We start from the raw sequence: 26,043 nt of genomic DNA on the forward strand, positions 1-26,043 counted from the left end.
CATTTTTTGAGGAGAAGGATATGCCCTGGATCTTTCTGACGATGGCAGGTTTGTTCGAGGTGGGTTGGCCGCTGGGGATGAAGATGGCGCAAAGCGGCGGCAACACGGTCAAGGGCATCGCCTTTGCCGTGACCTGCATGGCGCTCAGCGGCTACCTGCTGTATCAGGCCCAGCGCACGATCCCCATGGGCACGGCCTATGCGGTGTGGACCGGCATCGGCGCCGCCGGCACCTTTCTGGTCGGGGTGGTGTTTTTCGGCGATGCCTCGTCGCTGCTGCGCTATATGGGGGTGATGCTGATCATGTCCGGCGTGGTGCTGCTGAAGTTCGGCGGCTGAGCAGCGCGCAACAGCACACCCCGCCGGGATCATAAGGTTGGCCGAAGACCGTCAAGCGCGCGGTCTTCGGCCAACTTTTTTGCTGTGTTGCGGTCATTCGGCTGTGGAGTCCGCTGTGCCGTTCGTGCGCCAGGCCGGGGCCCAAGCACCGGCAAGCGGCGGTGGCTCTGTGGTAGATTGCGCTCATCGTGCGACAGGGTCATCCAACAGGGGGGCAATATGGAAGTGGAAATCAGTGTCGAGGCCAAGAAGAAGCAGCTGAATAATGCCGTCGCGATCACGGTGGTGCTGCTGTCGGTGTTCATGGGGGTGTCGAAGATCAAGGACGACAACATCGTCCAGGCCATGCAGCTGGCCAAGGCCGACGCCGTGGATTTCTGGGCCGAGTACCAGTCCAACAAGGTCAAGCTGCACCTGGCGGAAAGCAATCTGAACCAGACCCGGCTGCTGGCGCAGAGCCTGCCGGGCAACGCCAAGGTGATGGCCGCCGAAGAGGCTCGTCTGGCGCGGGATGTGGAGAAGTACACCGCGCGCTCGGTCGCCATCCAGAAGCAGGCCAAGGCCAGCGAGGCGGAGTACGACCGGCTGAACTTCCACGACGACCAGTTCGACATGAGCGATGCCGCCTTGTCGGTCGCGCTGGCCACGGCCGCGGTGGCGGCGCTGGTGGAAAACTGGCTGCTGTTGCTGTCGGCCTGGGGTTTCGGCGCGTTTGGTGTGCTGTTCGGGCTGGCCGGCTTTGCCGGCTGGGCGATCCACCCCGGCTGGCTGGTGGCCTTGCTGTCCTAGCCGGACGATGGGGTGGGGCGGCGCACGCTGACGCCATTCGCAGGTACAATCGGGTCTTCATCCCCTCGCCAGCGTCACGCCATGTCCCGCCCTGTTTTTTCCGTCCAAGAGGAGGAGGTCGACTTCTCCGCCATCCGCGCGCAGGGCGCGGGCGGGCAAAACGTCAACAAGGTGTCGTCGGCCATCCATCTGCGCTTCGACGTCACCGCCTCGTCGCTGCCGGCCTACATCAAGGAGCGGTTGTTGCAACTGGGTGACCAGCGGGTCAGCAAGGAGGGCGTGGTGGTGATCAAGGCCCAGCAATACCGCACCCAGGAACAGAACCGGGCCGACGCCCTGCTGCGCTTGCAGGCGCTGGTCGACAGCGTCAGCCACACCCCCAAGGCGCGTCGCGCCACCAAGCCGACCTTCGGTTCCAAGCAGCGCCGCCTGGAGGGCAAGGCCCGGCGCGGCGGCATCAAGTCGCTGCGCGGCAAGGTCGATCTCTGAGAACCGGTTTACGATCTGCTGCGCGTCGGCGATACGGCGTTAAAAACGTCTTCGGAATGCTCATTGACCACGTGTAAATGCCGCTTCCTCAGCCGCTTTTGCCTTGTCTCGCTCTAGCTCGCGAGATCGTAAACAGGCTCTAAGGCGGCATGCCCGCCTGCCGCCATTCATCCCGCTTTTTCCCCGCCTGCGGCCGTCACGAATCAGGGGGGCGGCGCGTCGTCACGATACAGCGCCAGCGCGCGCCGACCCGTGCCATCGATCATCGCCCGATACATACCCGCACTGTTGAACGGCATCGCCACGTGGCCTGCCGCGTCGACGGCGATCACGCCGCCACTGCCGCCCAGCGCCGGCAAGGTGCCGTGGATCACGCTGTCGGCGGCGTCGGCCAGCGTCTGCCCGGCGTAGGCGAGGCGGGCGGCGATGTCGTGGGCGACGGCGGCACGGATGAAGTGCTCGCCATGCCCGGTGGCGGATACCGCGCAGCGCCCGTCGGCCCAGGTGCCGGCACCGATCAGCGGGCTGTCACCGATGCGCCCCGGCCACTTGCCGGCGCGCCCGCCGGTGGAGGTGGCGGCGGCGAGCCTTCCCTGCGAATCGAGCGCGACCGCGCCGACGGTGCCATGACCCTGGCTCGCCTGTCCCTCGGCCTGGCGGGCCTTCTCGCGCTGCAGCGCCTGCCAGCGGGCCTCGGTGAAGAAATACTGCGGGGGTTCGCATTCCAGGCCCTGGGTGCGGGCGAAGGCGTCGGCGGCGGCAAAGCCCAGCATGACGCAGGGGGTCGCCTCCATCACACGGCGGGCGAGCCGGACGGGGTTCCGGGCGATACTGACGCCGGTGACGGCGCCGGCGCTCCGGCTGTGGCCATCCATGATGGCCGCTTCCAGTTCCACCCGGCCGTCCAGGGTAAAGTCGGCCCCGCGCCCGGCGTTGAATAGCGGGTCGTCCTCGAGCAGCGCGACGGCCACGGTCACGGCATCGAGTGCGCTGCCGCCCTGTTGCAGTACGCGATGACCGGCGTCGAGCGCCGCCGCCAGCCCGGCGCGCAGCGCCGTGTCCCGCTCTGGATCGAGTTCGGCGCGCTGGACCGGCCCCGCGCCACCGTGCACGGCAAAAGCGATGGTCATCGTGATGGCTCCCCCGGATTTGGCCGCAAGCCGGATGCGGCTTGGCTATGCTTTATATAGCGTAGCCCGCAATTGTGATTGCGATTGCGATGGTGGGCTTTCAACGCCGAGGGGCGTGTCATGCAGAACGAAAAAACAAGACAAGTATTCGAGTTGCTGCTGTTGTCGCTGGGCTGGTTCGCACTCGGCCTGCAGCTCTATCTCGGCATCGTGGCCGAACTCCACCGGGGTGTGGCGTGGCAGTGGACGGTGTTCAACTATTTCAGCTACTTCACCATTCTCACCAACCTGTTTCTCGCCGCCGGGCTGACCGTCCCGAGGCTGCGACCACACTCCCGCTTCGGGGATTTCCTGCGGCGCCCGACGGTGCGCTCGGCCTCGCTGGTGTACATCACCATCGTCGGCCTGGTGTACGCCATCCTGTTGCGGCACCTGTGGAACCCCACCGGCTGGCGCTGGCTGGGCGACGTGCTGTTGCACGACGTCATCCCGATCGGCTACTTCGTCCACTGGGTGCTGTTCGTGCCGCCGGCCCGGCTGCGCTGGCGCGACGCGCTGCTATGGCTGGCCTATCCCGGCGGTTATCTCGCCTACACCTTGCTGCGCGGCGTGTTCGTCGGGCTGTATCCCTATCCCTTCCTCAACGTGCTGCGCCTGGGCTACCAGGGGGTGCTGGTCAACTCGGCCTTCCTGGCGCTCGCCTTCGTGGCGATGGGCTGGCTGGTGGTGGTGCTGGACCGCCACGTCAAGGGCCTGCTGGCGGTACGGGTGAACACCCGGCGCTAGGGTGGGGCATCGATGGCTTCCCGCGCCGCGCCGGCACCATTGCTGACACCCACCAGGCCCGCTTCCTCGCCGCCGAGCCGTCATCCCGCGCTCAAGGTTTTTCCATGTTCCGCCGCGCCGACGGCATGCCGCCTGCTCTTCGGCCAACCTTGATGCCCTCCGAGCGCATTTGCCCCGAGCCCGTCGGCGATGCTACAACGTCGGGTTCTGGCGGCCGCGGCCGTCGTGCTCTGGAGGGTTCATGCCTCATTCCCAGCCCATTTCCGGCAAGGGGGCCATGCTGTCGCTGCTGGCGTCGGTGCTGTTCGCCCTGTTGTCGGGTTACACCACCCTGCTGAAGCCGCTGGATGGCCTCGCCATCTACGCCTGGCGCGTGCTGTGGACGCTGCCCGGCGTGCTGTTGCTGCTGGCGGTGCGTGGCCAGTGGTCGTCGCTAGGGAGGCAACTGGCGCGGCTACGCCGCGAACCCTTGCTGTGGCTGCTGCTCCCGGCGATGGCGGCGTTGCTGGCGACCCAGCTGTGGCTGTTCATGTGGGCGCCGCTGCACGGGCAGGCAATGGCGGTATCGATGGGCTACTTCCTGCTGCCATTGACCATGGTGCTGACCGGCTGCGTGCTGTACGGCGAGCGGCTGTATCGCTTGCAATGGCTGGCGGTCGCCTGCGCCATGGTGGGGGTGGCGCACGAACTGTGGCTGACGCGCGCCTTCGCCTGGCCGACGCTGCTGGTGGCGATAGGCTACCCGCCGTATTTCGTCTTGCGGCGCTGGTCCAGGCTCGAGCCGATCAGCGGCTTCGCTCTGGAACTGGCCCTGATGAGCCCGGTGGCGCTGCTGCTGTTGTGGCACTTGGGCGAGGCCGGCTGGGGCGTGCTGGCCGAGCCGAAATTCTGGCTGCTGCTGCCCGGGCTGGGCCTGATCAGCACCGTGGCACTGGCCAGCTACATGGTCGCCAGCCGCCACTTGCCGCTCGGCCTCCTGGGCATTCTCGGCTATGTCGAGCCCGTGCTGCTGTTCCTGCTGGCGGTGCTGCTGCTGGGCGAACCGCTGTCGCTGGACAGCCTGCTGACCTATGCGCCGATCTGGCTCGCGGTGCTGCTCACCGGCATCCATACCGCGCTGCATCGGCGCCGATCGCTGCGTGCCGCGTAGCCGATGGCAGGGGGAGCCGGGGCGTCTCGATGCCGGTCTAGAGGGATGCAGAGTCTGGCCTCCTGCCCGCTTGTCGGCCGGGGCCGGCTGGCGAGCCCCAGCATTGCCGCGCTTACCTCACCGATACCCCCTCATGACCGCCTCTTTGAAGGCGCCGATCCAGCCCGCCGCCTTATCTCCTCGCGCAGCTTCAAGCCAAGAATGATCGACGACAGCAGCAGCGTCATGGCATTGGAAGCAATCAACGGCCCGGCCCCGAGCAGGATGCCGTAAGCCAGCCACAACGCCACGCCGCTGACGAACATCAGGTACATCGACAGCGAGATGCTGCTCAGGTCGCGCGTGCGCAGGGCGTGCAAAACCTGGGGCAGAAAGCTCGATGTGGTGAGAAAGGCGGCCAGGTAGCCGTAATATTCGAGTTTCATGATATATGGCTGAGACCAAAAGGCCAGCTTAACAGGGTCTTATCCTGTCAGCGATCAGATCGGGTGCTGTTCTTTTCTGAATGATGACCTCTTTGTCTCTTTTGCCAAAACGGGGATAGCTGGACGGCATTGCATGGTGCAACCCGGCCAAAAAGGGGTGATAGGCGTAGCGCTTTGAGTTCAGAGCATGGCGTGTGGCTGCACTTCAGGGGTCTGGCAATCCGGTAGGGGCCGTGATATCGCCAAGCGGCCAGATAGCTTTCTGTATTTGTTCATATCGATATTTTGACTATTTCAAGCGCTATCCAGTCATATCGACATTGCCCTGCAGACGTCGAGAGACAGACTTCAGACAAGGAATGACATACTGATTAACTGTGATATGCTTTAGTCATTACTTGGTGGCTGCCTGATTTAAATGGCATTCTGATCAAGGGAAATGGGAGAGCGGTCATGGGGTGGTGGAAATCGGCAGGGCAGGGCAGCGAAAAAAAACAGTTGTCCTCAAATCAGCGCTCTCGCTTGCTACTGCAAGCGCTGGAACCCAGATTGATGTTCGACGGCGCAGTTGCTGTCTCGCTGGCGGCTGCCGAGCCACATCCTGATGCGTCGCATACCGTCGTGGACAAAACGGTGGATGCACCCGCGCCCACCGATGCCCGCGCCACCACGACGGAATCGCTCGCAGCGCCGGCCCCCACCAACACCGCGAAGCAGGTGGTGTTCGTCGAATCCAACGTCGCCAACTACCAGACCCTGCTCGCCCAGATGCCGACCGGTGCCGAGGTCGTCGTGCTCGATAGCAGCAAGGACGGCTTGGCCCAGATTGCCCAATGGGCGAGCCAGCATCAGGGCTACGCCGCCATCCATATTCTGTCTCACGGCGAATCCGCCGACCTCATGCTGGGCAGTCTGGAATTGACCCAGGGCAACATCGCCAGTCATCAGGCCGAACTGGCTACGATAGGCCAAGCCTTGCAGCCCGGTGGCGATATACTGCTGTACGGCTGCGATATCGGCGTGGGCAGCAGCGGCGCGACGTTTGTCTCGACATTGTCCAGCTACACCCATGCCGACGTGGCGGCGTCCACCGATGCTACCGGCGCCGCCAGCCTGGGTGGCAACTGGACGCTGGAGCGCAGCTCCGGCCAGATCGATGTGGATGGCCTGCATCTTGACTATGACGGCTTGCTGGCGCGGCCGGTAACCGGCACCACTGATTTCAGCTTGTCGGATGGCTATACCTATAACCCCTCAGGTAGCGTGGTTAATGCCGGTGACGTCCAAGGCTGGGATTTCACGTTGCAACTGGGATCGACCAACAACGGCGGCCAGGTGATCATTATCGAGAAGCCCGGCTCGGTGACCACGGAAACGGTGGACGGCTACAGCGATGGCAACATCCCCATCTCCTATTTCAGTGTCAAGTCCAACGACAACAGCCATTTCACGCTGAATTCCATTGGCGTGGTGCTGAACGGTTACGATTCGGGGACTTCCGGCGGCAATCTGCAATTGGTCGGCTACATCAACGGCGTGGCGGTCAGCGGGGCGACGCTGACCCTGAACGTCGGCGACGCGCTGCAAGGCAGCGGCACGCTGGTGACCTTCAATGTGTCCGGCAACAGCGCCTTCCAGGGCATCGATTCCTTCCGTGTGCTGGCGGCCAGCGGCCATAATGTGACGGGCATGATAGGCATAGGCGCCATCGACGCCATCAACTTCGGTTTTGCGCCGGTGCTGACCGCCAGCGGCGGCTCCAGCGCCTACAGCAGCGGCACCGGCACCGCGGTGACGGTGGATAGCGGCATCACCCTATCCGATTCCGACAGCAGCACCCAGGCCAGCGCCACGGTGTCCGTCACCGGCAACTTCCACAGCGGCGAGGACGTGCTGGCCTTTACCAACAACGGCAGCACCATGGGCAATATCACGGCCAGCTACAACAGCGGCACAGGGGTGTTGACGCTGACCTCCAGCGGCGCCACCGCGACGCTGGCGCAATGGCAGGCCGCCCTGCGCGCGGTAACTTACTCTGACAGCTCGCTGTCGCCCAATACCAGCTCCCGCACCATTAGCTTTGCTATCAACGACGGCGCGATCAACAGCAGCGCGGTGACCAAGACGGTCACGGTAGCAGCGGATTCTGCACCGGTGATCGGTAACCTGAACGGCGACAGCCCCACCTTTACAGAGAAGGGCGGGGCGGTGAAGCTGGATGCCAGTACTGTGGTCACAGTGACGGATAGCGACACCCCCAACTTCAACAGCGGCAACTTGACCGTGCACATCTCCGCCAATGGACAGAGCGGCGAGGACGTGCTGGGCATCGATACCAGCGGCACGGTGTCGCTTAGTAACGGCACCAGCGTGGGCAGCGTGGTGTCCGTGGGCGGCGTGTCCATCGGCGTGATCGCCACCAACGGCGATGGCGTTAGCGGTCATGACCTGATCGTGACGCTAAACAGCAACGGCACCCCGTCGCGGGTCGCCACGTTGGCGGCGGCGCTGACCTACAACAACACTAGTAGCGACCCCAGCACCGCCACCCGCACGGTGAATGTCAGTATCAACGATGGCCGTGGCGGCACCGGCTCCAGCAATGTGACGGTGGCGATGGCGGCGGTAAACGACGCACCTACCGGCAGCGCCACCGCCTCCAACCCCACCTTCACGATGGGCGGCTCCGCGGTGGCGGTGTTCAGCGGCGCCAGCATCAGCACCGTCGAATCCAGCCAGAGTGTGATCCTGCTGACGCTGACCGTGTCCGGTCTGCAAGACGGTAGCAGCGAAATTCTCTCCATCGACGGCAGCAATGTAGCGCTGACCAACGGCAACGCGCTTACTACCAGCGGCAACGGCCTGAGCGTTACCGTCTCTGTATCCAGCGGCACCGCCACTGTGTCCATCAGCAGCAGCGGCATATCCGCCAGCACCGCGGGCAGCGTGGTCAACGGCATCACTTATCGCGACAGCAGCGGCAGCCCCTCCATCGGCAACCGGGTGGTGACGCTGACCAGCGTCAAGGACAACGGTGGTACCAGCAACGGCGGTGTCGATACCACCACGCTAGCCGTAGCTTCCACCGTCAGCGTGGCGGTGGTGCCGGTGGTGACCACCAGCGGCGGCAGCGCGGCGTTCACCGCCGGCGACAACATCACCTCCACCCCGGTGGTGGTGGACAGTGGCCTGATGGTCACCGACAGCGCCAGCTCCACGCTGGCCAGCGCTACGGTGGCGATCACCGGCAACTTCCACAGTGGCGAGGATGTGCTGGCCTTCACCAACGATGGCAGCACCATGGGCAATATTGTCGCCAGCTACAACGCCGGCACCGGCGTGCTGACGCTGACCTCCAGCGGCGCCACGGCGACGCTGGCGCAATGGCAGGCGGCGCTACGCGCTGTCACCTACACCGATACCGCAATCACGCCCAACAGCGCCACTCGCACTATCAGCTTCCAGGTTGACGATGGCAGCGCCAGCAGCAGCGTGGTTACTCGCACCGTCACGGTCACCCCGACCGACCAGACCCCGATTGTCACCATCAGCGGCGGCAGCGCGGCGTTCACCGCCGGCGACAACGCCCCCTCCACCCCGGTGACCGTCGATCCCGCTCTCACCGTCGCCGACCTCGACAACGCCACGCTGGCCAGCGCCACGGTGGCGATCACCGGCAACTTCCAGAACGGCGAGGACGTGCTGGCGTTCAGCAACACCAACAGCAGCACCTACGGCAACATCGTGGGCAGCTACAACAGCGGCACAGGGGTGCTGACGCTGGCCTCGAGCGGTGCCACCGCCACGCTGGCGCAATGGCAGGCGGCGCTGCGTGCGATTACCTACACCGATACCGCAATCACGCCGAACAATGCCACGCGCACCGTCAGCTTCCAGGTCGACGACGGCAGCAAGAGCAGCGCCGCCGTCACGCGCACCGTGACCGTCACCCCGACCGATCAGACCCCGATCGCCACCACCAGCGGCGGCAGCGCGGCGTTCACCGCCGGCGACAACGTCGCCTCGACCCCGGTGACCGTCGATCCCGCTTTCACCGTCGCCGACCTCGACAACACCACGCTGGTCAGCGCCACGGTGGCGATCACCGGCAACTTCCAGAGCGACGAGGACGTGCTGGCGTTCAGCAACACCAACAGCAGCACCTATGGCAACATCGTGGGCAGCTACAACGCCGGCACCGGAGTGCTGACGCTGACCTCGAGCGGTGCCACCGCGACGCTGGCGCAATGGCAGGCGGCGCTACGTGCGATCACCTACACCGATACGGCGATCACGCCCAGCAGCGCCACGCGCACCGTCAGCTTCCAGGTCGACGACGGCAGCAAGAGCAGCGCGACGGTGACCCGCACCATCACGGTCACCCAGACTGACCAGACCCCGATCGCGACGACCTCCAGTGGCTCCGGTACTTATGTAATCGGCAGCACGCCGGCCCCGGTGGCGGTGGACGGCGGCCTTACGGTGTCGGATCTGGATAACACGACCTTGTCTAGCGCCCACGTGGCGATCACCGGCAACTTCCAGAGCAGCGAGGACGTGCTGGCGTTCAGCAACACCGACAGCAGCACCTACGGCAACATCGTGGGTAGCTACAACGCCGGCATCGGGGTCTTGACGCTGACCTCCAGCGGTGCCACCGCCACGCTGGCGGAATGGCAGGCGGCCTTGCGCGCGGTAACCTATTCGGACTCCTCGGCATCACCGAACACCAGCACCCGCGTGATCAGCTTCTCCATCAACGATGGTGCCAAGGACAGCGCGGTAGTGTCCCGCAATGTGATCATGCAGTTGCCGGCTCCAACGGTGAGCGGCTTGAGCCCAGGCACCGATACCGGCAGTAACAACCATGACGGAGTGACCAGCGACAGCACGCCCACCATCGTTGGCACCGCCATCGCCAATAGCGATATCACCATCTATGTGGATGGTGTCAGCGTTGGTGTGACCACGGCGGATGGCACTGGGGCTTGGAGTTTTGGCCTGCTCACTACACTGAGTGACGGCCCACATGCGATTACCGCAATGGCCAGCAGTGGTGCGGTCAACAGCGGAGTGTCCACGGCCTATGGTGTCTCCATTGACACCGGTGCGCCCAGCGTACCCAGCGGCCTCGGCCTGAGTTCGGCCACCGACACCGGCAGCAGCAGCTCAGACGGTGTCACCGGCAACAACCAGCCGACACTCACCGGCACGGCCGAGGCCAACAGCGCGGTGACGGTGTACGTGGATGGCGTGGCCGTCGGTACCGCCATGGCCGACGGTAGCGGGGCATGGAGTTACAGCCTGACCAGTGCGCTGAGCGACGGGAGCCACAGTATTCGCGCTACGTCGACCGACCTGGCTGGCAATGCCAGCACGCAATCGTCGGCTTACGCCATAACCGTGGATACCGTGGCGCCACAGGTTGCGTCGATTACCCCCTTGGATACGCTTTCCACCAGCGCCAGCAGCGTCAGCTACGACGTGGTGTTCTCCGAGCCGATTACGGGGCTCGACGCTGGTGCGATCAGCATCGTGACCAGTGGCAGTGCCCATGGCTCAGTTGCTGCCATTACCAAATTGAGCGAAAGCCACTATCTGGTGCAATTGTCTGGCGTGGGAGGTGATGGTTCGTTGGCAATCGCCGTGCGTGCCGGTGGGGTGACCGATATGGCGGGTAATGCGATTCAGCAGCAGGTAGTGGCTACGGCATATCAAGTCTTGACACCCGTCATACAGCCTCCTGTTACCGTCACTCCGGAAATTGTGGCGGCTCCGAGCAGCGAAAGTCCCATCATAGAGATTGCGCCGATTACGCCCAATATCGTGTTGGAGGCAGTTGCGTCGAGCGGTAGTAATACCATTGCGATGTTTGCAAGCGACATCTTCTCCGTTGCCAATGAGGTGCGCAGTATTGTGCCTCCGCTGCAGCTAGCCTTTGGGCAAGATCATTTCAGCAGCGTTGCTCCCAATCGTTTGCCGACTGGGCAAATGCCCCCGCCGGGGACGAGTGATAACGGCTTTGCCTTGCCGTTCGTCAGCCGTTTGACCCTTGCACAGGGCGCTCCTCTGCAGGTCTTGCCCGATCTGGGGGTTAGGTCGTTGATCGTAGGACAGACCTTCAGCTTTGGTTTGCCTCCGGGAACGGTACTAACTCGTAACCCCGATGTCGTTCTCAGTATTAGTGCAAGGCAGAGCAATGGCCAGCCGTTGCCTTCTTGGATTCGGTTTGACCCCAAGACAGGGCGCTTCAGCGGCACGGTGCCGGCAGGTTGGAATAAGTCCGTGTCGCTAGAGGTGACAGTGCAGGACCAAGACGGTCATCGTGGTGTGACACGTATACAGATCAAAGCCGACGGGCAAGCCGCTGTACCGGCAGAAGGGGAAGAGGCATCGCCAGCGTCCGGCAAGTCCTCTCTCAATGAACAGTTCCTGCAGCATGGCAAAAGCGCTTTCGAGCAACAACTGGCGCAATGGTTGCAGCCGGACAACGTGGTTTGAATCGGGTTGCCGGGCGACTCATTGCGGGTCTCGCCAGAGACAATATTTCAGTAGCACAAGGGGACAGGGATGAGAAAACAACATAAACAGAGGGAATCGGCTGGTCGTTATCGCTTGCTTGCCGCATTGACGGTGCTGGCCTTGACAGGATGTGCAGTCACTCCCAAACCACTGAGCTTGGGAGAGAGGCAGGTGACGCTGGCGGCTGATCGCCAGGCGATGTTCGGGACCCAGGAGGCGTTGAATGGGCCTGTCACCCTGCAGGAGGCCATGGCGCGCGCGCTGAAGTACAACCTGGATTACCGCGTGAAGCTGATGGAAGAGGCGATGGCGCAACGGCAGCTGGACTTGTCCAGCCTCGATATGCTGCCCAAGCTGGCATTGGCAGCGGGGTATACCGCACGGGACAAGGACAATGCGTCGTCCTCGCAGAACGTGGCGACGGGTGAGCAATCCCTGGTGCCGTCCATTTCCACCGAAAAGCAGACGCGTACCGCAGACCTGAACTTGAGCTGGAATGTGCTGGACTTTGGGGTCAGTTATTACACGGCCCAACAGCAATCGGATCGCGTGCTGATCTTGCAGCAGCGCAAGCGCAAGGTGGCGCAGCAACTGATGCAACAGGTGCGCGAAGCGTGGTGGCAAGCGGTTGGAGCACAGCAGCTGGAAGGCCGTATCAACTCCCTGCTGAAAGAGGCCAATAAGGCACTGGAGGATGCGCGTCAGGTAGAGCAGCAAAAATTGCGTTCACCGCTGGAGGCGCTGACTTACCGCCGTCAGCTGCTGGATGTGATTCGTCAAATGGGGATGATCCGCAATACCTTGTCCCAGGCCAAACCCAGGCTGGCTGCCATCATGAATGTGCAACCAGGTGCGGATTTCGAAGTAGCAATGCCTTCGGACATGCCAATACCGACTCTGGCGTTGACGCTGGATAAGATGGAGGAGATGGCCCTGCTCAATCGGCCCGAGGTCAACGAGGCACGTTACAACGAGCGTATCGGCGTACTAGAAACTCGGAAGGCCATCGCCAAACTTTTGCCGGGGCTGGAGTTCAGCGTCGGCCATCATTACGACAGCAATAAATTCCTGGTCAACAACTCGTGGAGCGACGCCGGTCTGCGCATCAGCTGGAATCTGCTCAACTTGTTCAGTGCCGGTCCCATCACGCGATCGGCCGAAGCGCAGCTGGAAGTGGCGAAGGCGCAGCACATGGCGTTGAACATGGCGGTGTTGACCCAGGTACATGTTGGCTACCTCGACCTTCAGGGGCGTACTCGCCAATTCGCGTTGGAAAAAGAGCTGAACGATGTCGAGTTGCGTATCTATGAGCAAAACCGCAACGCGACAGCCAGTGGTGCACAAGGCCGGCTGCCGGCGATTCTGGCCGATGCCAATGCCGTGTTCTCGTCGTTGCGGTTGTATCAGAGTTATGGCGACTTGCAGAATGCTTATGGTCTGATGGGGGCGAGCCTGGGTCTGGATCCTCTTCCCAACAGCACTGCCGGATATGATTTGCCAACCCTGGCAGCTGCGTTTAAAGGGGCGGAAACCCACTGGAAGAGCACGGTATCGGGAGACCCGTTATGAGCCGTTGCCTGATCATGGGGATTTCTCTGTTGGCGACCGCAGGGGCTATGGCGGCCGCACTGCCAGCCAAGCCGCTGCCCGCCGCTGCGGTCACCAATGCCAGCGATGGTCGTATCCGAGTGCAGTTGATGGCCCGCAATGCCGTGACCCTGTCGGGTGAAGTCGCAGCCAGAATTGCGGCCTTGCCGGTATCGGAAGGGGGAAGTTTCAAGCGCGGCCAAACCTTGGTCGAGTTCGACTGCAGCAGCTATCGGGCTCAGTTGAATAAGGCCCAGGCTTCGTTGGAGGCCGCCAACCAGTTGGCCAAGGTCAACAATCAACTGGCAAAACTCAACTCCATCGGGGTGATGGAGGTGACACAGGCCGAGGGCAAAGCAAAAGAGGCGGCGGCCGATACCCGTTATATGCAGACCGTTGTCGGCAAATGCGTGATCAGTGCGCCGTTCAATGGCCGGGTGGCGCGACGTGTTGCCGCCGTCCATCAATATGTTAGTCCGGGCAACCCCGTGCTAGATATTGTCGACTCCGGACCGTTGGAGTTGCGCATGCTGGTGCCGTCCAAATGGTTGAGTACGTTGAAACCCGGCAGCCGTTTCACTGTGGCTGTCGATGAGCTGGGAACGAGCTTTCCGGCCAAGATAGAACGTCTCGGCGCGCAGATCGATCCCGTCAGCCAGTCCATTCTGGCGGTGGGTGTGATCGACAGCAATGCGGGCAATCTGTTGCCGGGCATGAGCGGCTGGGCCAGCTTCAAATAGGGTGGGCATGGGGCACGCAGACAAAAGTCGAGAACTGGCCCGCCTGTTGCAGCTGCTGCACCGTGCGCGGGAAGCGGTCAACGTTGCGCAACTGGGTTTCATTGTCGTCAACGAAAGTCAGCAATTGCTGTCCTATCGGCAAGCAGCCTTGTGGCGCGAAGGCGTGCACCGCCATGTGGGTGCCTTGTCGGGACTGGCAGAACTGGACCCTACGGCCCCCTACATGCAGTGGTTGGGAGGAGTCTTCCGGCATGTGGCGACAGTCGTGGACTCCCGGTCCAGCCAGGTTGTGTCCGCGGACGATCTGCCGGAAAGGCTGGCCGCCGAATGGTCCTTGTGGTTTCCCGAGCATGCGCTGTGGCTACGTCTGGGAGGGCAGGGGGCACTGTTGCTGACCAGAGAGTCGGCCTGGAGCGAGTATGAGGTGAAGCTGGCTGAAGAGCTGGCGCATGGCTATGGCCATGCTCTGTCTCTCTTCTTACCGCGACGTAACTGGCGAGAACAGGCCATGCAGTGGCTGCGGCCCGGCTCTCGGCAACGTAAGTTGTTGCTGGTGGCTTTGTTGATTGTTTGCCTGCCGATACGTCTGACCGTATTGGCGCGTTCCGAAGTGGTGCCGCAAAAGCCGTTGCTATTGCGCGCGCCCATCGCAGGGGTGATCGACCATATCGCGGTGGAGCCCAATCAGCGTGTGGCCAAGGGGGCGCCGTTATTCGACCTGGACGCCACTGCGCTGTCGGGCCAGTACGCCATGGCCGCGCGCGAACGCGATGCCGCACAGGAGAGCTTCCGTGCCAGTGCGCAGTTGGCTGTGACCGACGACAAGGGCAAGTTGGCGATGGCGCAGGATCGCGCCAAGCTGGAGGAGAAGAGCATTGCCGCCGATTACACCGGGCGCGAACTGCAGCGTCTGCATGTGACCGCGCCGGCAGCCGGAGTGGTGGTGTTTTCCGACCGCAACGACTGGCAGGGCAAGGCCGTTGCAGTAGGGGAGAAGGTGATGACCTTGGCCGATCCGACCATGGTCGAGTTGGCCGCCTGGTTGCCGGCCGCCGAGGCGATTGATGTCGCTCCCGGCGCCAAGGTGACGTTGTATCCCAATGCCTCTCCGATCGAATCCTACGATGCCGAAATTATTCGTGTCGCTTACAAGGCCGAGGCGGTAGAAGGAGGGCTGTTGGCCTACCGCTTGCAGGCGCGCTTCGTGAGCGGTGACAAGCCACGGCTTGGTCAGATGGGTACTGCCCGGGTGTATGGCGACTGGGTCCCGTTGATCTACTACGCGCTGCGTCGCCCGCTAACGGCGGCACGTCAGTGGCTGGGGTGGTAGATGCCGGCCCGTACTTTGCCCCCATTGCGGCAGGAGTTGACCTTGCATGCCGGCTCGCTGCAAGCGGACGGTTCCCCTAGCTGGGTCCTGCACGATCCTTGTGCCAATCGCTTCTATCAGTTGGGCTGGGCCAGCTTTGAGGTATTGTCACGCTGGTCCCTCGGGTCGGTGGACGTGATCGTGGCGGCGGTCAATGCCGAGACATCGCTGCAGTTGGTCCCGGATGACGTCGAGGCGGTGATCAACTTTCTATCGCGGCATCAGCTGTTGATGGCGGTCTCTGCCGAGCAGAGCCACTGGCTGTGGCAGATGCATGAGGCCAATCGTCCAAGCCGTGCCATGTGGCTGCTGAAAAACTACCTGTTCTTCCGTGTTCCGCTGGTTCGGCCAGAAACTCTGCTCAACCGCCTGCTGCCGTGGTGTGGCTGGCTGTTCCAGACCCGGTTCTGGTGGGCCATGGCGGGCGTGCTGATCTTTGCCTTGGCCATGGTGTCGCGGCGTTGGGATGAATTCACCCACACGTTTTCCGCTTATGGCGGCGTCAGTGCCGCCATCGGCATCGGCCTGTCGTTGAGTTTGGCCAAGGTGCTGCATGAAATGGGGCATGCGCTGACCGCACGGCATTTTGGCTGCCGGGTGCCGGCAATGGGAGTGGCGTTCCTGGTGATGGTGCCCGTGCTGTACACCGATACCAACGATGCCTGGAAATTGCCGTCCCGCAGGCAACGGCTGTTGATCGGTGGGGCCGGGATGCTGGCGGAACTGCTGCTGGCGATCATCGCGACTTTGCTCTGGTGTTTTTTGTCGGATGGTCCCTTGCGGGCCGGAGCATTCTTGCTGGCGTCCACGACTTGGCTCGCGACACTTGCCGTGAATGCCAGCCCGTTCATGCGTTTTGACGGCTATTTCCTGCTATCCGACTACCTGGGGCTGCCCAATCTGCATTCCCGGGCCTTTGCCTTGGCCCGCTGGCAGTTGCGTCGCTGGGTCCTGGGGTTGGATGACCCGGAGCCGGAGTATTTTCCGCAGGATCGACGGCGTGGCTTGATTCTGTTCGCCTGGGCCACCTGGTTGTATCGCCTGGTGCTGTTCCTGTCGATTGCCTTTCTGGTCTACCACTTGTTCTTCAAGGCTCTGGGCTTGCTGCTGCTGGCCGTCGAACTGGGCTGGTTCATCATCCGGCCGATCGTTGGTGAGTTGCTGATCTGGTGGCGGCGGCGTACGGAACTGCACTGGCAGCAGGCGACCCGGCGTAGCGCGGCGCTGTTCGGCATGCTGCTGTTGCTGGTGGTGCTGCCCTGGCAGTCCGATGTATCCAGCCCGGCGATCTTGGGAGCATCGCAATCTCAGGGCTTGTATGCGCCGGCCGCGGCGGAGGTAGATAAGGTGTGGGTGCGGGAGGGGCAAGCCGTCAAGGCCGGGCAGTTGCTGGCCCACTTGCGCTCACCTGTCCTGGCGGCACAGTTGGACTTGGCCGAAGTGCGTGAACGTGCCGTGGCCTGGCAGGTGTCGCAGCAGCCGTTCGACACCGAGCTGCAGCAACAAGGGCCGGCTTTGCAAAAGCAATGGCAGGTGGCGCAAGAGCAGGTCAAGAGTTTGCGTCAGCAGATGGCCCGGTTGGCTCTGGTCGCCCCATTTGCCGGCAGAGTGGTGGATAGCAGCGAGGCGTTACAGGTCGGGACCATGATTGCCGAAGGTGAACGCTTGCTGGACGTCGTCGGTCCTCATGGCGTCAAGGGCGAGGCCTTTGTCGATGAAGCGGCGCTGGCGGGTTTACGACAGGGGCAGGTGGCCAAATTTGTCGCCGATGGGGGTGAGCATTGGGCCGTGTCCTGCCGTTTGGGGCCGATCGACCGTCTCAACCTGACAGTACTGGATCAGCCCTTGCTGGCCTCCAGTTACGGCGGACCGATTCCGACCGAGTTACGAGAGCATGGCCTTGCGTTGTTGTCGACAACCTTCCGCGTGCGTTTGGAGCATTGCGACGGCCAAGCAGCTCCATTGAGGGAAATGGCCGGGGTGGCACGCTTGCAAGGGGAACGTCACAGTGTGTTGGGCCGCATGATTCGTTATCTGCTGGCTGCGGTGCAGCGTGAGGCTGGATTGTAGTGCTAGGCAGGAGGTCCGCAGAGCTATGGCGAAGTGTGGTGGTGTTGCGTGGGCGGGTTGTCAGGGCCAATCGGAAGAGGGCTGGCGCGCGACTGTCAGGTTGACGATGCCCGGAATGCCCGGCTTTCTGCAATGGGATTGAATTGAAAAGGAGCGGGCAGTGACGACTATCTTGAACACATCTTCACTGGCGCAGGGACTGACGCTGCGGCCGGCCAGACAAAGCGATGCCGCCTTCATCGCGCAGTTGTATCGCAACGCACGACCCGATCTGCGATTGATCGATGGTGAAGACGACCTGATCCGGACCGTACAGGAGCAGCAGTACCAGGTATTACTTCAAGGGGCGGGCAACAACTATCCCAATGCGATGCATTTCATCATTGAAAAGACGCTTTCTCGGATCGGCGTGGTGATGGTGGATTTTGGCCATAACGAGATCCGCATCATCTTTCTGACGCTGTTGCCCGACGTACGTGGTCTGGGGTATGGGAAACAGGTGCTGACGGGTTTGCAGCAAGCGGCCAGAGAGGTACGCGCTCCTCTGGCCGTGGTGGTATGGCACAGCAATGTTCAGGCTCGGCGGCTCTATCAACAGCTCGGTTTTGTCCTGGAAGAGGCGGGGGATATCGCCGACAAGCTCGTGTGGTACCCCGATGCAGGCTTCTCGCAAAGCCGCGCAGGGGGAACTGTTCAGTTGAATGGCAGCTGGAAGTAGGCCAGAGACGGATCGCGCCCGGCCGGGATCACCCGGCCGATCCAAACCAAATCCAGCTGGCGTGTTTCAACAGTGCCATGCCCTGGCAGGGTGAAGCGGCCGACCGCATCGACCACGGTGGTGTTTGGAGATGCCGCCAGTTCCACGACGAAAGGTGTACGGCGCGAAGTCGCACTGGGCGTTTGAGCTTGGGGTCTCAGTTTGACGGCCTGGATCTGCAATGTCAGTTCCGGGTGGTGTTCGCTCTGGAAGGAGCAGTATTGGCCGACCAGACCAATGAAGTCGTCGGCGCATAAGGTTGCCAGCATGACGGTATCTTTCAGTTCAAAACAGCGGGCATGGCGCGTGCTGCTTCTGCCCGCTGTTGGCGTGTTGTCGTGGGTTCAGGGACGGACCGGATAGAGTCCGTTGATAGCAATACAGAAATTGAGCGCGAGGAAGGGGTTGAGCACGCTCACCGGTGAGTTGCCGCCGGTAAGGTCGGTGTTCCCTGTCGCGGAAAGCCCCTGAACGCTGACAGGATTGTTCAGGGCGGAGGACCAGATATTTGCCAGACCCGTACCGCCGCCGGAGGCACCCAAGTAGGGGTTGGAAGCACTAGGCGTACTGGCCGGCGTGGCTGGCGTCGGTGTGCCGGCGGCGTGGAAGGTCACCGCCATCGAGGTGGCGGTGTGGGAGTGCGCAGGCAGATTGGCGACGCTCAGCGCGACATTCTGGGTGCCGCCGAACTGGCCAGGATTATAGGCGGGCAGGTTGTAGGTTGGCTGGGCGGGTCCGGTGCCGATGGGCATGCGGCCAGTCAGGTTGGGTAGCTTGAAATTTTGCGAAGCAGTGCCGCCGTAGAGGGTGCCAAGCAAGGAGTACAGTGCTTCATATTGCGAGACCTGATAGGTTTGGCCTTGGCATAGCGCCCAGTCTTGGGGGGCGTAGTTGAAGCCGAAGACCGTGATCGTGCCCATGTATGCATCCATGCTTTTCCTCCTGTAGATTGCCTTGGCGGCGGCCTCCCCCTAAGGAGGGCTCTCCGTATAATCGAATTGATTATGCTATTTGTTTAACACAATGATAAATTTATGCAATATAAATTTATGCATTTGTTGTATTTGTTGGGCGCTTAAACGGAGTTAGTCGGCATCTGCGCGCGCGGCGGTATTGCATGGCGCTTGTCATGCGGCAGAAAGCTGTTCCCTGGCGCGCTATGAAAACCAGGCCGGCTTGTGTTAGGTTTTATCGATTCGACATGTCACCCGCTGATCTTTGTCAGGGAGTGCGATGTCGCTGTCTGTGACGACGATACCCCGCACTGGAACTCGCGATGCCAGAAGCCCATTCCCCCACCGAAAAACGGGTACGCCATTTCCGCCAGATTCTGGTGTGGCCGCTGCAACTGATGCCGATCCATGCTAGCAGCCAGATTCAGAAGCACTGGGAGCTGTTGCAGCAAAGCGGTGCCGACAACCCCTGGCGCGAGATCGACGACGTTTTCCCCGACGATCCGGCGCGGTTTCATGCCCAGCAGTACCACGAGTTCATCACCTTTCTGCCGCATGTCCAGCGCTTTCTGTACGGCGAGAGCCGCACCGCGCGCCAGGGTCGCGTCGCTGGTGCCTCGCCGATGAGGGTGTTCCGTCGCCGTGACATCGCCGCAGTGCGGCTTGTGCCGGAGCCGGGTAGCGCTCCGTTGACGTTGCAGGTGGCGCGGGTCGATCTGCATTTTTTCTTCGACATCGATGTGGTGCAACTGGTGGTCGAGGTGGCCGGCGACGACCTGACGTTGTTCCAGGCGCAGGACACGCTGTACCGGTTCGGCCGGGCCTATCCAGCAGGCTGGGACGAAACAGGGCAGGGTGTGCACTGTCTGCACCGCGTAGAGTGGCTGGGGGCGGATGGCGGCACACTGGCGGCGTCCGACTTCGAGAAGCGCGACAAGTACCTGTCCTTCGTCGGCCGCCATCGGGCGCCGTGCATCGCGGCGCATTGGGATTTCCTGCTGCGGCCGCTGGTGCTGGACCATGCCGACGAACCCGGCCTGATCCGTTACCGCCAGCTCGAGTATTACCGCATGCCGGTGATCGCCTACCTGGCGCTGGACGATCCTCGCGCCTTGTCGCGCAGCGACTTCATCCGCCTGGGGTTGCTCACTGCGGCCAGTGAGCAGTCGGGCTTGCCGTACGCCGACCGGCACGTTGCCGACTTCGAGCAGCGCTATTGCTACGACCGTTATTGGGGGGATCGGGTGGACGGTCCGCCGACGCGGTTTTTGTGCTGTGGCCATGCCCTGGTGATGGTGGGCGATGCGGCCTCGCCGGTGTTTACCGGGGCGGAGACCGGGCTGTTGGCGCAGTTCCGGCACCAGTATTTCCTGCTGTTTCTGATCGCGCATTTCCAGAAGGCGAGCCTGCTGATGTTTTCGGACCGGCTGGTCGAGGCGCTCAACCGGCTCGACATCCATCACGCGGAATCGGTCAAGGAATTCAAGCGGGTGATCCGCCAGCTGTTCGAGATTTTCCTGCGCTTTACCCACCGCTATTGGTTCCACGAGCTGTCGGACCTGGCGCAATCGCGAGCCTTGTTCCGCATGTGTACCGATCATCTCGGCACCGCCGCCTTGTTCGACGAGGTGCGCGACGAGATCCGCGAGATGAGCGAATACCTCGACAGCGACAGTCTGCGCCGCCAGGCCAATACCGTGGTGCGGCTGACCATCGTCACCACCTTCGGCCTGATCGGTTCGATCACCACCGGTTTTCTCGGCATGAACCTGCTGGCCGCAGCGGACAGTCCGTTCCCGCTCAAGGTGTGGTATTTCCTGCTGACGCTGATTCCGACCACCTGGCTGACACTCTATACCGTGGTGAAGTCGAAACGCCTGTCGGACTTCCTCGAGGCGCTGTCGGACGAACGCCTGCCGCGCCGGGCAAAGCTGGGGGCGCTGATCGCGGTCTGGCGTCACAAAAAGGCGGCGGGGTGAGCCGCGAGCGTGGCGAGCCTGGCGCCGTGTCCTTGCCAGGAGCCATTTTCTGACGTTTGCCGTCGCGATTTGCCTGCCCGGCGGCGTTCTATCGCGGCGGCGGCGTGGTAAACTCGGTGGGATTTCGTTTTTATCCCCCGCAGCGTCGACCGGCCTCCTGCACAGACCCGGTGACGTTGCCGCAATCGGCAATACTCATGGAGCCCCTGATGACCACTTCGATCTTCGCCGCCGTGGAAATGGCGCCGCGCGACCCCATTCTCGGCCTGAACGAAGCCTTCAACGCTGACACCCGTGCCACCAAGGTAAACCTGGGCGTGGGCGTGTACTACGACGACAATGGCAAGATTCCGCTTCTGGCCGCCGTCAAGGCCGCCGAGAAGGCCCGCCTGGAAGCCATGCCGCCGCGCGGCTACCAGCCGATCGAAGGTCCGGCCGCTTACGCCCAGGCCGTGCAGAACCTGCTGTTCGGCGCCGGCAGCGAGCTGGCCGAGAGCGGCCGTGTGGTGACCGCCGAAGCGCTGGGCGGTACCGGTGCCCTGAAGATCGGTGCCGACTTCCTGAAGCGCCTGAACGCGTCGTCCAAGGTCTACATCAGCGACCCGAGCTGGGAAAACCACCGTGCGCTGTTCGAGTCCGCCGGTTTCGTGGTGGAAAACTACCCGTACTATGACGCGGCCACCCGTGGCGTGAACTTCGCCGCGATGAAGGAGTTCCTGCTGGGTCTGGATGCGGGCTCCGTGATCGTGCTGCACGCCTGCTGCCACAACCCGACCGGCGCCGACATGAGCGACGCGCAGTGGGCTGAGGTAGTGGAAGCCTGCCGTGCCCGCGGCCTGGTGCCGTTCCTCGACATGGCCTACCAGGGTTTTGCCGACGGTATCGACGCCGACGCCGTGGCGGTACGCCTGTTCTCCGCTTCCGGCCTGCAGTTCTTCGTGTCGAGCTCGTTCTCCAAGAGCTTCTCGCTGTACGGCGAGCGCGTCGGCGCGCTGTCGATCGTGACCGCGTCCAAGGAAGAAGCCGGCCGCGTGATGTCGCAGCTCAAGCGCGTGATCCGCACCAATTACTCCAACCCGCCGATCCACGGCGGCGCCATCGTGGCGGCCGTGCTGTCCAGCCCGGAACTGCGTCAGCAGTGGGAAGACGAACTGGCCGGCATGCGCGACCGCATCCGCGCCATGCGCTCGAGCTTGGTCGAGAAGCTGCAGGCCAAGGGTGTGGCCCAGGACTTCTCGTTCGTGATCAAGCAGCGCGGCATGTTCTCCTACACCGGCCTGACCGTGGAGCAGGTCGAGCGTCTGAAGAGCGAGTTCGGCATCTACGCCGTGTCCACCGGTCGTATCTGCCTGGCCGCGCTCAACAGCAAGAACATCGACTACGTGGCCGATGCCATCGCGGTGGTGGTCAAGGGCTGATTTGGTCAGTCGCCGTTTCAGAGAAACCCGGCCGGAGCGATCCCGCCGGGTTTTTTTTGTGGCCGGCCTCAAGGTTGGCCGAAGATTCGCCGCGCGCGCCGCGCCAAAAAGCGCGATAATCGCGCTCCTTTCCATCCAACCACGAAGCCCCTGCCATGAGCGATACCGTCCGCCTGTCGAAACGCATGACCGAACTGGGCCTGTGCTCGCGCCGCGAGGCCGACGAATTCATCGAGATGGGGCTGGTCAAGGTCGACGGCGTGGTGGTGAACGTATTGGGCAGCCGGGTGCGCCCGGAGCAGACCATCGAGCTGACGCGCCAGGCGATGGCGCTACAGGCCGAGCGCGTCACCTTCCTGCTCAACAAGCCGGTGGGCTACGGCTCCGGTCCGTCGGAGGCCGGCGAGCGCCCGGCGTGGCAGTTGATCAAGCCGGAGACCCGTTCGCCCAGGGACCGTTCCGGCTATACCTTCCTGAAGAAACATCTCAATTACCTGGCGCCGGCGGGCAAGCTCGACGTCGATTCGTCCGGCCTTTTGGTGCTGACCCAGGATGGCCGCATTGCGCGAGCGCTGATGGCCAAGGCAGCCGACTTCGAACAGGAGTTCCTGGTGTGGGTCGAGGGTGAGGTCAGCGATGCCATGCTCGAGCAGCTGCGCCATGGCCTGAGCCTGGACGGCGAAGCGCTCAAGCCGGTCAAGGTCAGCCGCCAGAGCGATAGCCAGCTGCGCTTCGTGTTGCGTGATCCGGTGCGGCGCCAGATCCGCCGCATGGCCGAGCTGGTCGGCCTGCGCGTGACGGCGGTGAGGCGCATCCGCATCGGCCGCATCGCGCTGGGCGATCTGGAGCAGGGGCAGTGGCGCTACCTCACCGAGCACGAACGGTTCTGACGCACACCGCTCGGGGCTGCGGGTCGTGGCGAGCCGCTACCCGGCGTTGCCGTCCAGTCCGATCATGGCATGGCCGGCGACTCAGCGCGTGGGCGCGGGGCTGACCCGCACCAGCTGGCCGTCGTCCTCGTCGGTGAGCAGGTAGACCAGGCCGTCCGGGCCGACGCGCACGTCGCGGATGCGCCCCAGCGCGCCCTTCAACATGCGCTCTTCTGCTACCACCTTGTCGCCGTCCAGTTTCAGCCGCACCAGCATCTCCCCCTTCAAAGCGCCGATCAGCAGGTCGCCCTGCCAGTGCGCGAACGGTTTCCCCTGGTAGAACGCCATGCCGGACGGGGCGATCGACGGCACCCATACCTTCCGCGGCTGTTCCATGCCGGCTTTGTGTGTTCCTTCGCCGATCGGCAGGCCCAGGCCGTAGGTCTTGCCGTAGGTGATCACCGGCCAGCCGTAGTTGGCGCCGGCGCGGATCACGTTGACCTCGTCGCCGCCCTGCGGGCCGTGCTCGTGGGTCCAGATGGCGCCGCTGCGCGGGTTGAGCGCCATGCCTTGCTGATTACGGTGGCCGAGGGTGAATTTCTCCGGCTTCCAGCCGGAATGACCGACCCAGGGGTTGTCGGGCGGCACGCTACCGTCGTCATTGAGGCGGATGACCGAGCCGGCGTGATCGTTGTGGCGCTGGGCGCGGGCGTCCTCGCCGCGGTCGCCCAGTGACAGGTAGAGCTTGCCGGCGCGGTCGAACAGCAGGCGGCCGCCGTAATGGTGGTCGGAATCGGAACGCGGCAGTTGGCGGAAGATCACTTTGAGGTCGCGTAGCGCGTGGCCGTCGAGTTGGGCGCGAGCGATCTCGGTGCTGCTGGCTTCGGGCGTGCCGCCGGCGTAGCTGAGGTAGATCAGGTGGTTGTCCGCGAAACGCGGGTGCGGCAGCACGTCGAACAGCCCGCCCTGGCCCACGGCGACCACCGCTGGTACGCCGCTCACCGCTTGCGGGTCGATCCGGCCCTGGGCATCGAGCAGGCGCAGGCGACCGGCGCGCTCGGTGAGCAGCATGCGGCCATCGGGCAGAAAGGCCAGCGACCAGGGGTGGTTCAGCCCGCGGGCCAATGCGGTTAGCTGCAAGGGATAAAGCTGGCTGGGGTAGGGGTTGGCCGAAGCGAGGCCGGCGAGGCCCAGCAGCAGTGCGGCGAGGATGAAGCGCAGAGGCATGGCGGATTCTCCTGACGAGGGCAGGCCGAACGGGCGGCGCCGCTCCTTGTCATTGATTATGATGGAGAAAGACGGCCTTGCCAGGTGCTGCGTCGGCCAATGTCGGGGGCCTGGCCATGCCCCCATCGTTGCCTGAGCGGGGATGCGGGGCAGTTGCTTTCCCTTCAAACGCGAGTCCCCGGCTGGGCCGCCGGGGCAGGAGAAAAATCATGAAGATGCTGATGATGGCGCATATTCCCCACGAACCGTTCAACCAGCTGGTGCGGGAGGGGCGGGCCGCCGAGATCATTGCGCAGATCGTGGACGAACTGAAACCCGAGGCGATCTACTTCACCGAACAGAACGGTCTGCGTACCGTCGTTGCGGTGATCAACGTCAACGAGTCGAGCGAGATTCCGCGCTATGCCGAACCGTTCTTCCTGCAGTTCGAGGCCGATTGCGAATTCCGTATTGCGATGACGCCGGCCGATCTCAACCGCGCCGGCCTGGAGCTGTTGGGCAAGCGCTGGGGGTGATAGCCTACCCTAGGCAGCAAAAAGGCGGCGCCGTAGGGCACCGCCTTGTTCTTGGGGGCGTCAGTCAGTGATCAGTCGTCCCAGCCGCGGCGCTCCCAGCCGCGATGCTTCCAGCCGTGATGCCGCCATTCCGGGCGGCCTGCCCAGTACGGGCCCGGGCCGTAATCCACGTAGCGCTCGCGTTCGATGATGACCGGGCGCGGGCGGACGTAGACCGGCTCCTCGACCACCACCGGACGCGGCGGGGCATAAACCACGGGTGCCGGCTCGTAGTAGTAGGGGCGCTGACTGATGGCGACCCCGGTCGCGGCACCCAGGGCACCGCCGACGATGGCTCCGTCACGCCCGCCGATGGACGAGCCGATGACGGCGCCGGCTGCACCACCGAGCGCACCACCCAAGACGGCGTCGGAATGTGCCTGGGCGGCGGTGGCCGCGAGCCCCAGCGACAGTACGGCAATCCATTTCTTCAGCAGCATGATCGTTCTCCCGTGTGTTGATGAGCTTAGTGTAGGCACTCCCCGGAGGCCGTGGGGCGGCAAACTGTTAGCAAATGTTTAGTACCGGAGGATGGTGACGCGGGAGGGGTGAGGGGCCGGCTTCGGGGCCGTGCCGCGCATGGTGTCGGGACATGGCAAGCCCTTGTCCGGAAAGGATTATGCCGGATCGTGGCGAGGGGAAAGGGCGCTGTCGGACGGATGCGCAGAGGGGGCAAAGTGTTAACGGCGCTTCATAAAATATCCGGTGGCCACTGTGTCGTCGGGGCTACATTGCCGTGACTGACGCGAGCGGTGGTGTGTTCGCCTCTGGCGATGCCGATCGGCGGGCGTCCCGGCCTGCGGTGTCGGTTTGAAGGGCGATAGCGATAGCGTACGGTTGGCGACGGAGGCGGGGGCTCGGCATCGAAGCTGCGGACCAGACCGACACCAC

Annotated in this window: 21 protein-coding genes; 15 read left to right on the forward strand and 6 right to left on the reverse strand. The window is 63.2% G+C overall.

Features of this window, described 5'->3' with window-relative positions; all coding sequences use genetic code 11:
• Nucleotides 1-20: 20 nt before the first annotated feature.
• From FURADRAFT_RS07620 to arfB, 3 genes are all read left to right on the forward strand, one after another.
• Nucleotides 21-338, forward strand: a complete 318-nt coding sequence (locus FURADRAFT_RS07620; protein WP_008953551.1) for a DMT family transporter — start codon at nucleotides 21-23, stop codon at nucleotides 336-338.
• Nucleotides 339-557: 219 nt separating this feature from the next.
• Nucleotides 558-1,127: a DUF4337 domain-containing protein gene (locus FURADRAFT_RS07625; protein ID WP_008953552.1), complete on the forward strand. Its 570-nt coding sequence runs from the start codon at nucleotides 558-560 to the stop codon at nucleotides 1,125-1,127.
• Nucleotides 1,128-1,208: 81 nt separating this feature from the next.
• Nucleotides 1,209-1,616: an alternative ribosome rescue aminoacyl-tRNA hydrolase ArfB gene (gene arfB / locus FURADRAFT_RS07630; RefSeq protein ID WP_008953553.1), complete on the forward strand. Its 408-nt coding sequence runs from the start codon at nucleotides 1,209-1,211 to the stop codon at nucleotides 1,614-1,616.
• A gap of 203 nt (nucleotides 1,617-1,819) precedes the next feature.
• On the opposite strand, the gene FURADRAFT_RS07635 is transcribed toward arfB, so the two are convergent.
• Nucleotides 1,820-2,746: an isoaspartyl peptidase/L-asparaginase family protein gene (locus tag FURADRAFT_RS07635; protein WP_008953554.1), complete on the reverse strand. Its 927-nt coding sequence runs from the start codon at nucleotides 2,744-2,746 to the stop codon at nucleotides 1,820-1,822.
• Nucleotides 2,747-2,866: 120 nt separating this feature from the next.
• On the opposite strand from FURADRAFT_RS07635, the gene FURADRAFT_RS07640 reads away from it, so the two are divergent.
• Both FURADRAFT_RS07640 and rarD read left to right on the forward strand, forming a co-directional pair.
• On the forward strand, nucleotides 2,867-3,532 hold the full coding sequence (locus FURADRAFT_RS07640) for a Pr6Pr family membrane protein (protein WP_008953555.1): 666 nt from the start codon (nucleotides 2,867-2,869) through the stop codon (nucleotides 3,530-3,532).
• 241 nt (nucleotides 3,533-3,773) lie between these two features.
• On the forward strand, nucleotides 3,774-4,682 hold the full coding sequence (gene rarD, locus FURADRAFT_RS07645; RefSeq protein WP_008953556.1) for an EamA family transporter RarD: 909 nt from the start codon (nucleotides 3,774-3,776) through the stop codon (nucleotides 4,680-4,682).
• 131 nt (nucleotides 4,683-4,813) lie between these two features.
• Here rarD and FURADRAFT_RS07650 read toward each other — a convergent pair whose 3' ends face one another.
• Nucleotides 4,814-5,107 carry a SemiSWEET transporter gene (locus tag FURADRAFT_RS07650; RefSeq protein WP_008953557.1) on the reverse strand — a complete coding sequence of 98 codons (294 nt, stop codon included), beginning with the start codon at nucleotides 5,105-5,107 and terminating at the stop codon, nucleotides 4,814-4,816.
• 552 nt (nucleotides 5,108-5,659) lie between these two features.
• Between FURADRAFT_RS07650 and FURADRAFT_RS07655 the strand changes: the two genes are divergently transcribed.
• From FURADRAFT_RS07655 to FURADRAFT_RS07680, 6 genes are all read left to right on the forward strand, one after another.
• Nucleotides 5,660-11,608 carry a DUF4347 domain-containing protein gene (locus tag FURADRAFT_RS07655; protein ID WP_040652582.1) on the forward strand — a complete coding sequence of 1,983 codons (5,949 nt, stop codon included), beginning with the start codon at nucleotides 5,660-5,662 and terminating at the stop codon, nucleotides 11,606-11,608.
• Between the two features lie 69 nt (nucleotides 11,609-11,677).
• A complete protein-coding gene (locus tag FURADRAFT_RS07660) occupies nucleotides 11,678-13,198 on the forward strand; it encodes a TolC family protein (RefSeq protein WP_008953559.1) in 1,521 nt (506 codons plus the stop codon).
• The gene (locus FURADRAFT_RS07665) at nucleotides 13,195-13,956 is read left to right on the forward strand and encodes an efflux RND transporter periplasmic adaptor subunit (RefSeq protein ID WP_008953560.1); all 762 of its coding nucleotides are present in this window, start codon (nucleotides 13,195-13,197) and stop codon (nucleotides 13,954-13,956) included. The genes FURADRAFT_RS07660 and FURADRAFT_RS07665 overlap by 4 nt, the downstream gene beginning before the upstream one ends.
• Nucleotides 13,957-13,963: 7 nt before the next feature.
• Entirely contained in the window at nucleotides 13,964-15,286 is a 1,323-nt protein-coding gene (locus tag FURADRAFT_RS07670; RefSeq protein ID WP_008953561.1) for an efflux RND transporter periplasmic adaptor subunit, read from the forward strand.
• Nucleotides 15,287-17,395 carry an efflux RND transporter periplasmic adaptor subunit gene (locus FURADRAFT_RS07675; RefSeq protein WP_236261559.1) on the forward strand — a complete coding sequence of 703 codons (2,109 nt, stop codon included), beginning with the start codon at nucleotides 15,287-15,289 and terminating at the stop codon, nucleotides 17,393-17,395.
• Nucleotides 17,396-17,555: 160 nt separating this feature from the next.
• Nucleotides 17,556-18,113: a GNAT family N-acetyltransferase gene (locus FURADRAFT_RS07680; protein WP_008953563.1), complete on the forward strand. Its 558-nt coding sequence runs from the start codon at nucleotides 17,556-17,558 to the stop codon at nucleotides 18,111-18,113.
• Here the strand turns inward: FURADRAFT_RS07680 and FURADRAFT_RS07685 are convergent.
• Both FURADRAFT_RS07685 and FURADRAFT_RS07690 read right to left on the reverse strand, forming a co-directional pair.
• Entirely contained in the window at nucleotides 18,089-18,421 is a 333-nt protein-coding gene (locus tag FURADRAFT_RS07685; RefSeq protein ID WP_008953564.1) for a hypothetical protein, read from the reverse strand. The two genes, FURADRAFT_RS07680 and FURADRAFT_RS07685, sit on opposite strands and share 25 nt — an antisense overlap.
• Before the next feature lie 75 nt (nucleotides 18,422-18,496).
• A complete protein-coding gene (locus tag FURADRAFT_RS07690) occupies nucleotides 18,497-19,084 on the reverse strand; it encodes a phage tail protein (protein WP_008953565.1) in 588 nt (195 codons plus the stop codon).
• Nucleotides 19,085-19,428: 344 nt separating this feature from the next.
• Between FURADRAFT_RS07690 and FURADRAFT_RS07695 the strand changes: the two genes are divergently transcribed.
• The 3 genes from FURADRAFT_RS07695 (at nucleotide 19,429) to FURADRAFT_RS07705 (ending at nucleotide 23,392) form a co-directional block, all read left to right on the forward strand.
• Nucleotides 19,429-21,084, forward strand: coding sequence for a magnesium transporter CorA family protein (locus FURADRAFT_RS07695; RefSeq protein ID WP_008953566.1), 1,656 nt, complete (start codon nucleotides 19,429-19,431; stop codon nucleotides 21,082-21,084).
• 209 nt (nucleotides 21,085-21,293) lie between these two features.
• A complete protein-coding gene (locus tag FURADRAFT_RS07700; protein ID WP_008953567.1) occupies nucleotides 21,294-22,502 on the forward strand; it encodes an amino acid aminotransferase in 1,209 nt (402 codons plus the stop codon).
• Nucleotides 22,503-22,657: 155 nt separating this feature from the next.
• Complete coding sequence (locus tag FURADRAFT_RS07705) at nucleotides 22,658-23,392, forward strand: pseudouridine synthase (protein WP_008953568.1); 735 nt, start codon at nucleotides 22,658-22,660, stop codon at nucleotides 23,390-23,392.
• Nucleotides 23,393-23,473: 81 nt separating this feature from the next.
• Here FURADRAFT_RS07705 and FURADRAFT_RS07710 read toward each other — a convergent pair whose 3' ends face one another.
• Nucleotides 23,474-24,598 carry a PQQ-dependent sugar dehydrogenase gene (locus FURADRAFT_RS07710; RefSeq protein ID WP_008953569.1) on the reverse strand — a complete coding sequence of 375 codons (1,125 nt, stop codon included), beginning with the start codon at nucleotides 24,596-24,598 and terminating at the stop codon, nucleotides 23,474-23,476.
• A 209-nt stretch (nucleotides 24,599-24,807) separates the two neighbouring features.
• Between FURADRAFT_RS07710 and FURADRAFT_RS07715 the strand changes: the two genes are divergently transcribed.
• Nucleotides 24,808-25,113: a hypothetical protein gene (locus tag FURADRAFT_RS07715; protein ID WP_008953570.1), complete on the forward strand. Its 306-nt coding sequence runs from the start codon at nucleotides 24,808-24,810 to the stop codon at nucleotides 25,111-25,113.
• 71 nt (nucleotides 25,114-25,184) lie between these two features.
• Here FURADRAFT_RS07715 and FURADRAFT_RS07720 read toward each other — a convergent pair whose 3' ends face one another.
• Nucleotides 25,185-25,592 (reverse strand): YMGG-like glycine zipper-containing protein, encoded by a 408-nt coding sequence (locus tag FURADRAFT_RS07720; RefSeq protein ID WP_008953571.1) that lies wholly within the window; start codon nucleotides 25,590-25,592, stop codon nucleotides 25,185-25,187.
• Between the last annotated feature and the right edge of the window lie 451 nt (nucleotides 25,593-26,043).

Source organism: Pseudogulbenkiania ferrooxidans 2002, assembly GCF_000174355.1.
GTDB lineage: Bacteria > Pseudomonadota > Gammaproteobacteria > Burkholderiales > Chromobacteriaceae > Pseudogulbenkiania > Pseudogulbenkiania ferrooxidans.

What these genes read in the sequence shown, in the direction of transcription:
- FURADRAFT_RS07670 (WP_008953561.1), top strand. Translation starts at nt 13,964, where the DNA reads ATGGGGCACGCAGACAAAAGTCGAGAACTGGCCCGCCTGTTGCAGCTG.
- arfB (WP_008953553.1), top strand. Translation starts at nt 1,209, where the DNA reads ATGTCCCGCCCTGTTTTTTCCGTCCAAGAGGAGGAGGTCGACTTCTCC.
- FURADRAFT_RS07625 (WP_008953552.1), top strand. Translation starts at nt 558, where the DNA reads ATGGAAGTGGAAATCAGTGTCGAGGCCAAGAAGAAGCAGCTGAATAAT.
- FURADRAFT_RS07640 (WP_008953555.1), top strand. Translation starts at nt 2,867, where the DNA reads ATGCAGAACGAAAAAACAAGACAAGTATTCGAGTTGCTGCTGTTGTCG.
- FURADRAFT_RS07655 (WP_040652582.1), top strand. Translation starts at nt 5,660, where the DNA reads ATGTTCGACGGCGCAGTTGCTGTCTCGCTGGCGGCTGCCGAGCCACAT.
- FURADRAFT_RS07620 (WP_008953551.1), top strand. Translation starts at nt 21, where the DNA reads ATGCCCTGGATCTTTCTGACGATGGCAGGTTTGTTCGAGGTGGGTTGG.
- FURADRAFT_RS07675 (WP_236261559.1), top strand. Translation starts at nt 15,287, where the DNA reads ATGCCGGCCCGTACTTTGCCCCCATTGCGGCAGGAGTTGACCTTGCAT.
- FURADRAFT_RS07635 (WP_008953554.1), bottom strand. Translation starts at nt 2,746, where the DNA reads ATGACCATCGCTTTTGCCGTGCACGGTGGCGCGGGGCCGGTCCAGCGC.
- FURADRAFT_RS07710 (WP_008953569.1), bottom strand. Translation starts at nt 24,598, where the DNA reads ATGCCTCTGCGCTTCATCCTCGCCGCACTGCTGCTGGGCCTCGCCGGC.
- FURADRAFT_RS07700 (WP_008953567.1), top strand. Translation starts at nt 21,294, where the DNA reads ATGACCACTTCGATCTTCGCCGCCGTGGAAATGGCGCCGCGCGACCCC.
- FURADRAFT_RS07695 (WP_008953566.1), top strand. Translation starts at nt 19,429, where the DNA reads ATGCCAGAAGCCCATTCCCCCACCGAAAAACGGGTACGCCATTTCCGC.
- FURADRAFT_RS07685 (WP_008953564.1), bottom strand. Translation starts at nt 18,421, where the DNA reads ATGCTGGCAACCTTATGCGCCGACGACTTCATTGGTCTGGTCGGCCAA.
- FURADRAFT_RS07650 (WP_008953557.1), bottom strand. Translation starts at nt 5,107, where the DNA reads ATGAAACTCGAATATTACGGCTACCTGGCCGCCTTTCTCACCACATCG.
- rarD (WP_008953556.1), top strand. Translation starts at nt 3,774, where the DNA reads ATGCCTCATTCCCAGCCCATTTCCGGCAAGGGGGCCATGCTGTCGCTG.
- FURADRAFT_RS07665 (WP_008953560.1), top strand. Translation starts at nt 13,195, where the DNA reads ATGAGCCGTTGCCTGATCATGGGGATTTCTCTGTTGGCGACCGCAGGG.
- FURADRAFT_RS07660 (WP_008953559.1), top strand. Translation starts at nt 11,678, where the DNA reads ATGAGAAAACAACATAAACAGAGGGAATCGGCTGGTCGTTATCGCTTG.
- FURADRAFT_RS07690 (WP_008953565.1), bottom strand. Translation starts at nt 19,084, where the DNA reads ATGGATGCATACATGGGCACGATCACGGTCTTCGGCTTCAACTACGCC.
- FURADRAFT_RS07705 (WP_008953568.1), top strand. Translation starts at nt 22,658, where the DNA reads ATGAGCGATACCGTCCGCCTGTCGAAACGCATGACCGAACTGGGCCTG.
- FURADRAFT_RS07715 (WP_008953570.1), top strand. Translation starts at nt 24,808, where the DNA reads ATGAAGATGCTGATGATGGCGCATATTCCCCACGAACCGTTCAACCAG.
- FURADRAFT_RS07720 (WP_008953571.1), bottom strand. Translation starts at nt 25,592, where the DNA reads ATGCTGCTGAAGAAATGGATTGCCGTACTGTCGCTGGGGCTCGCGGCC.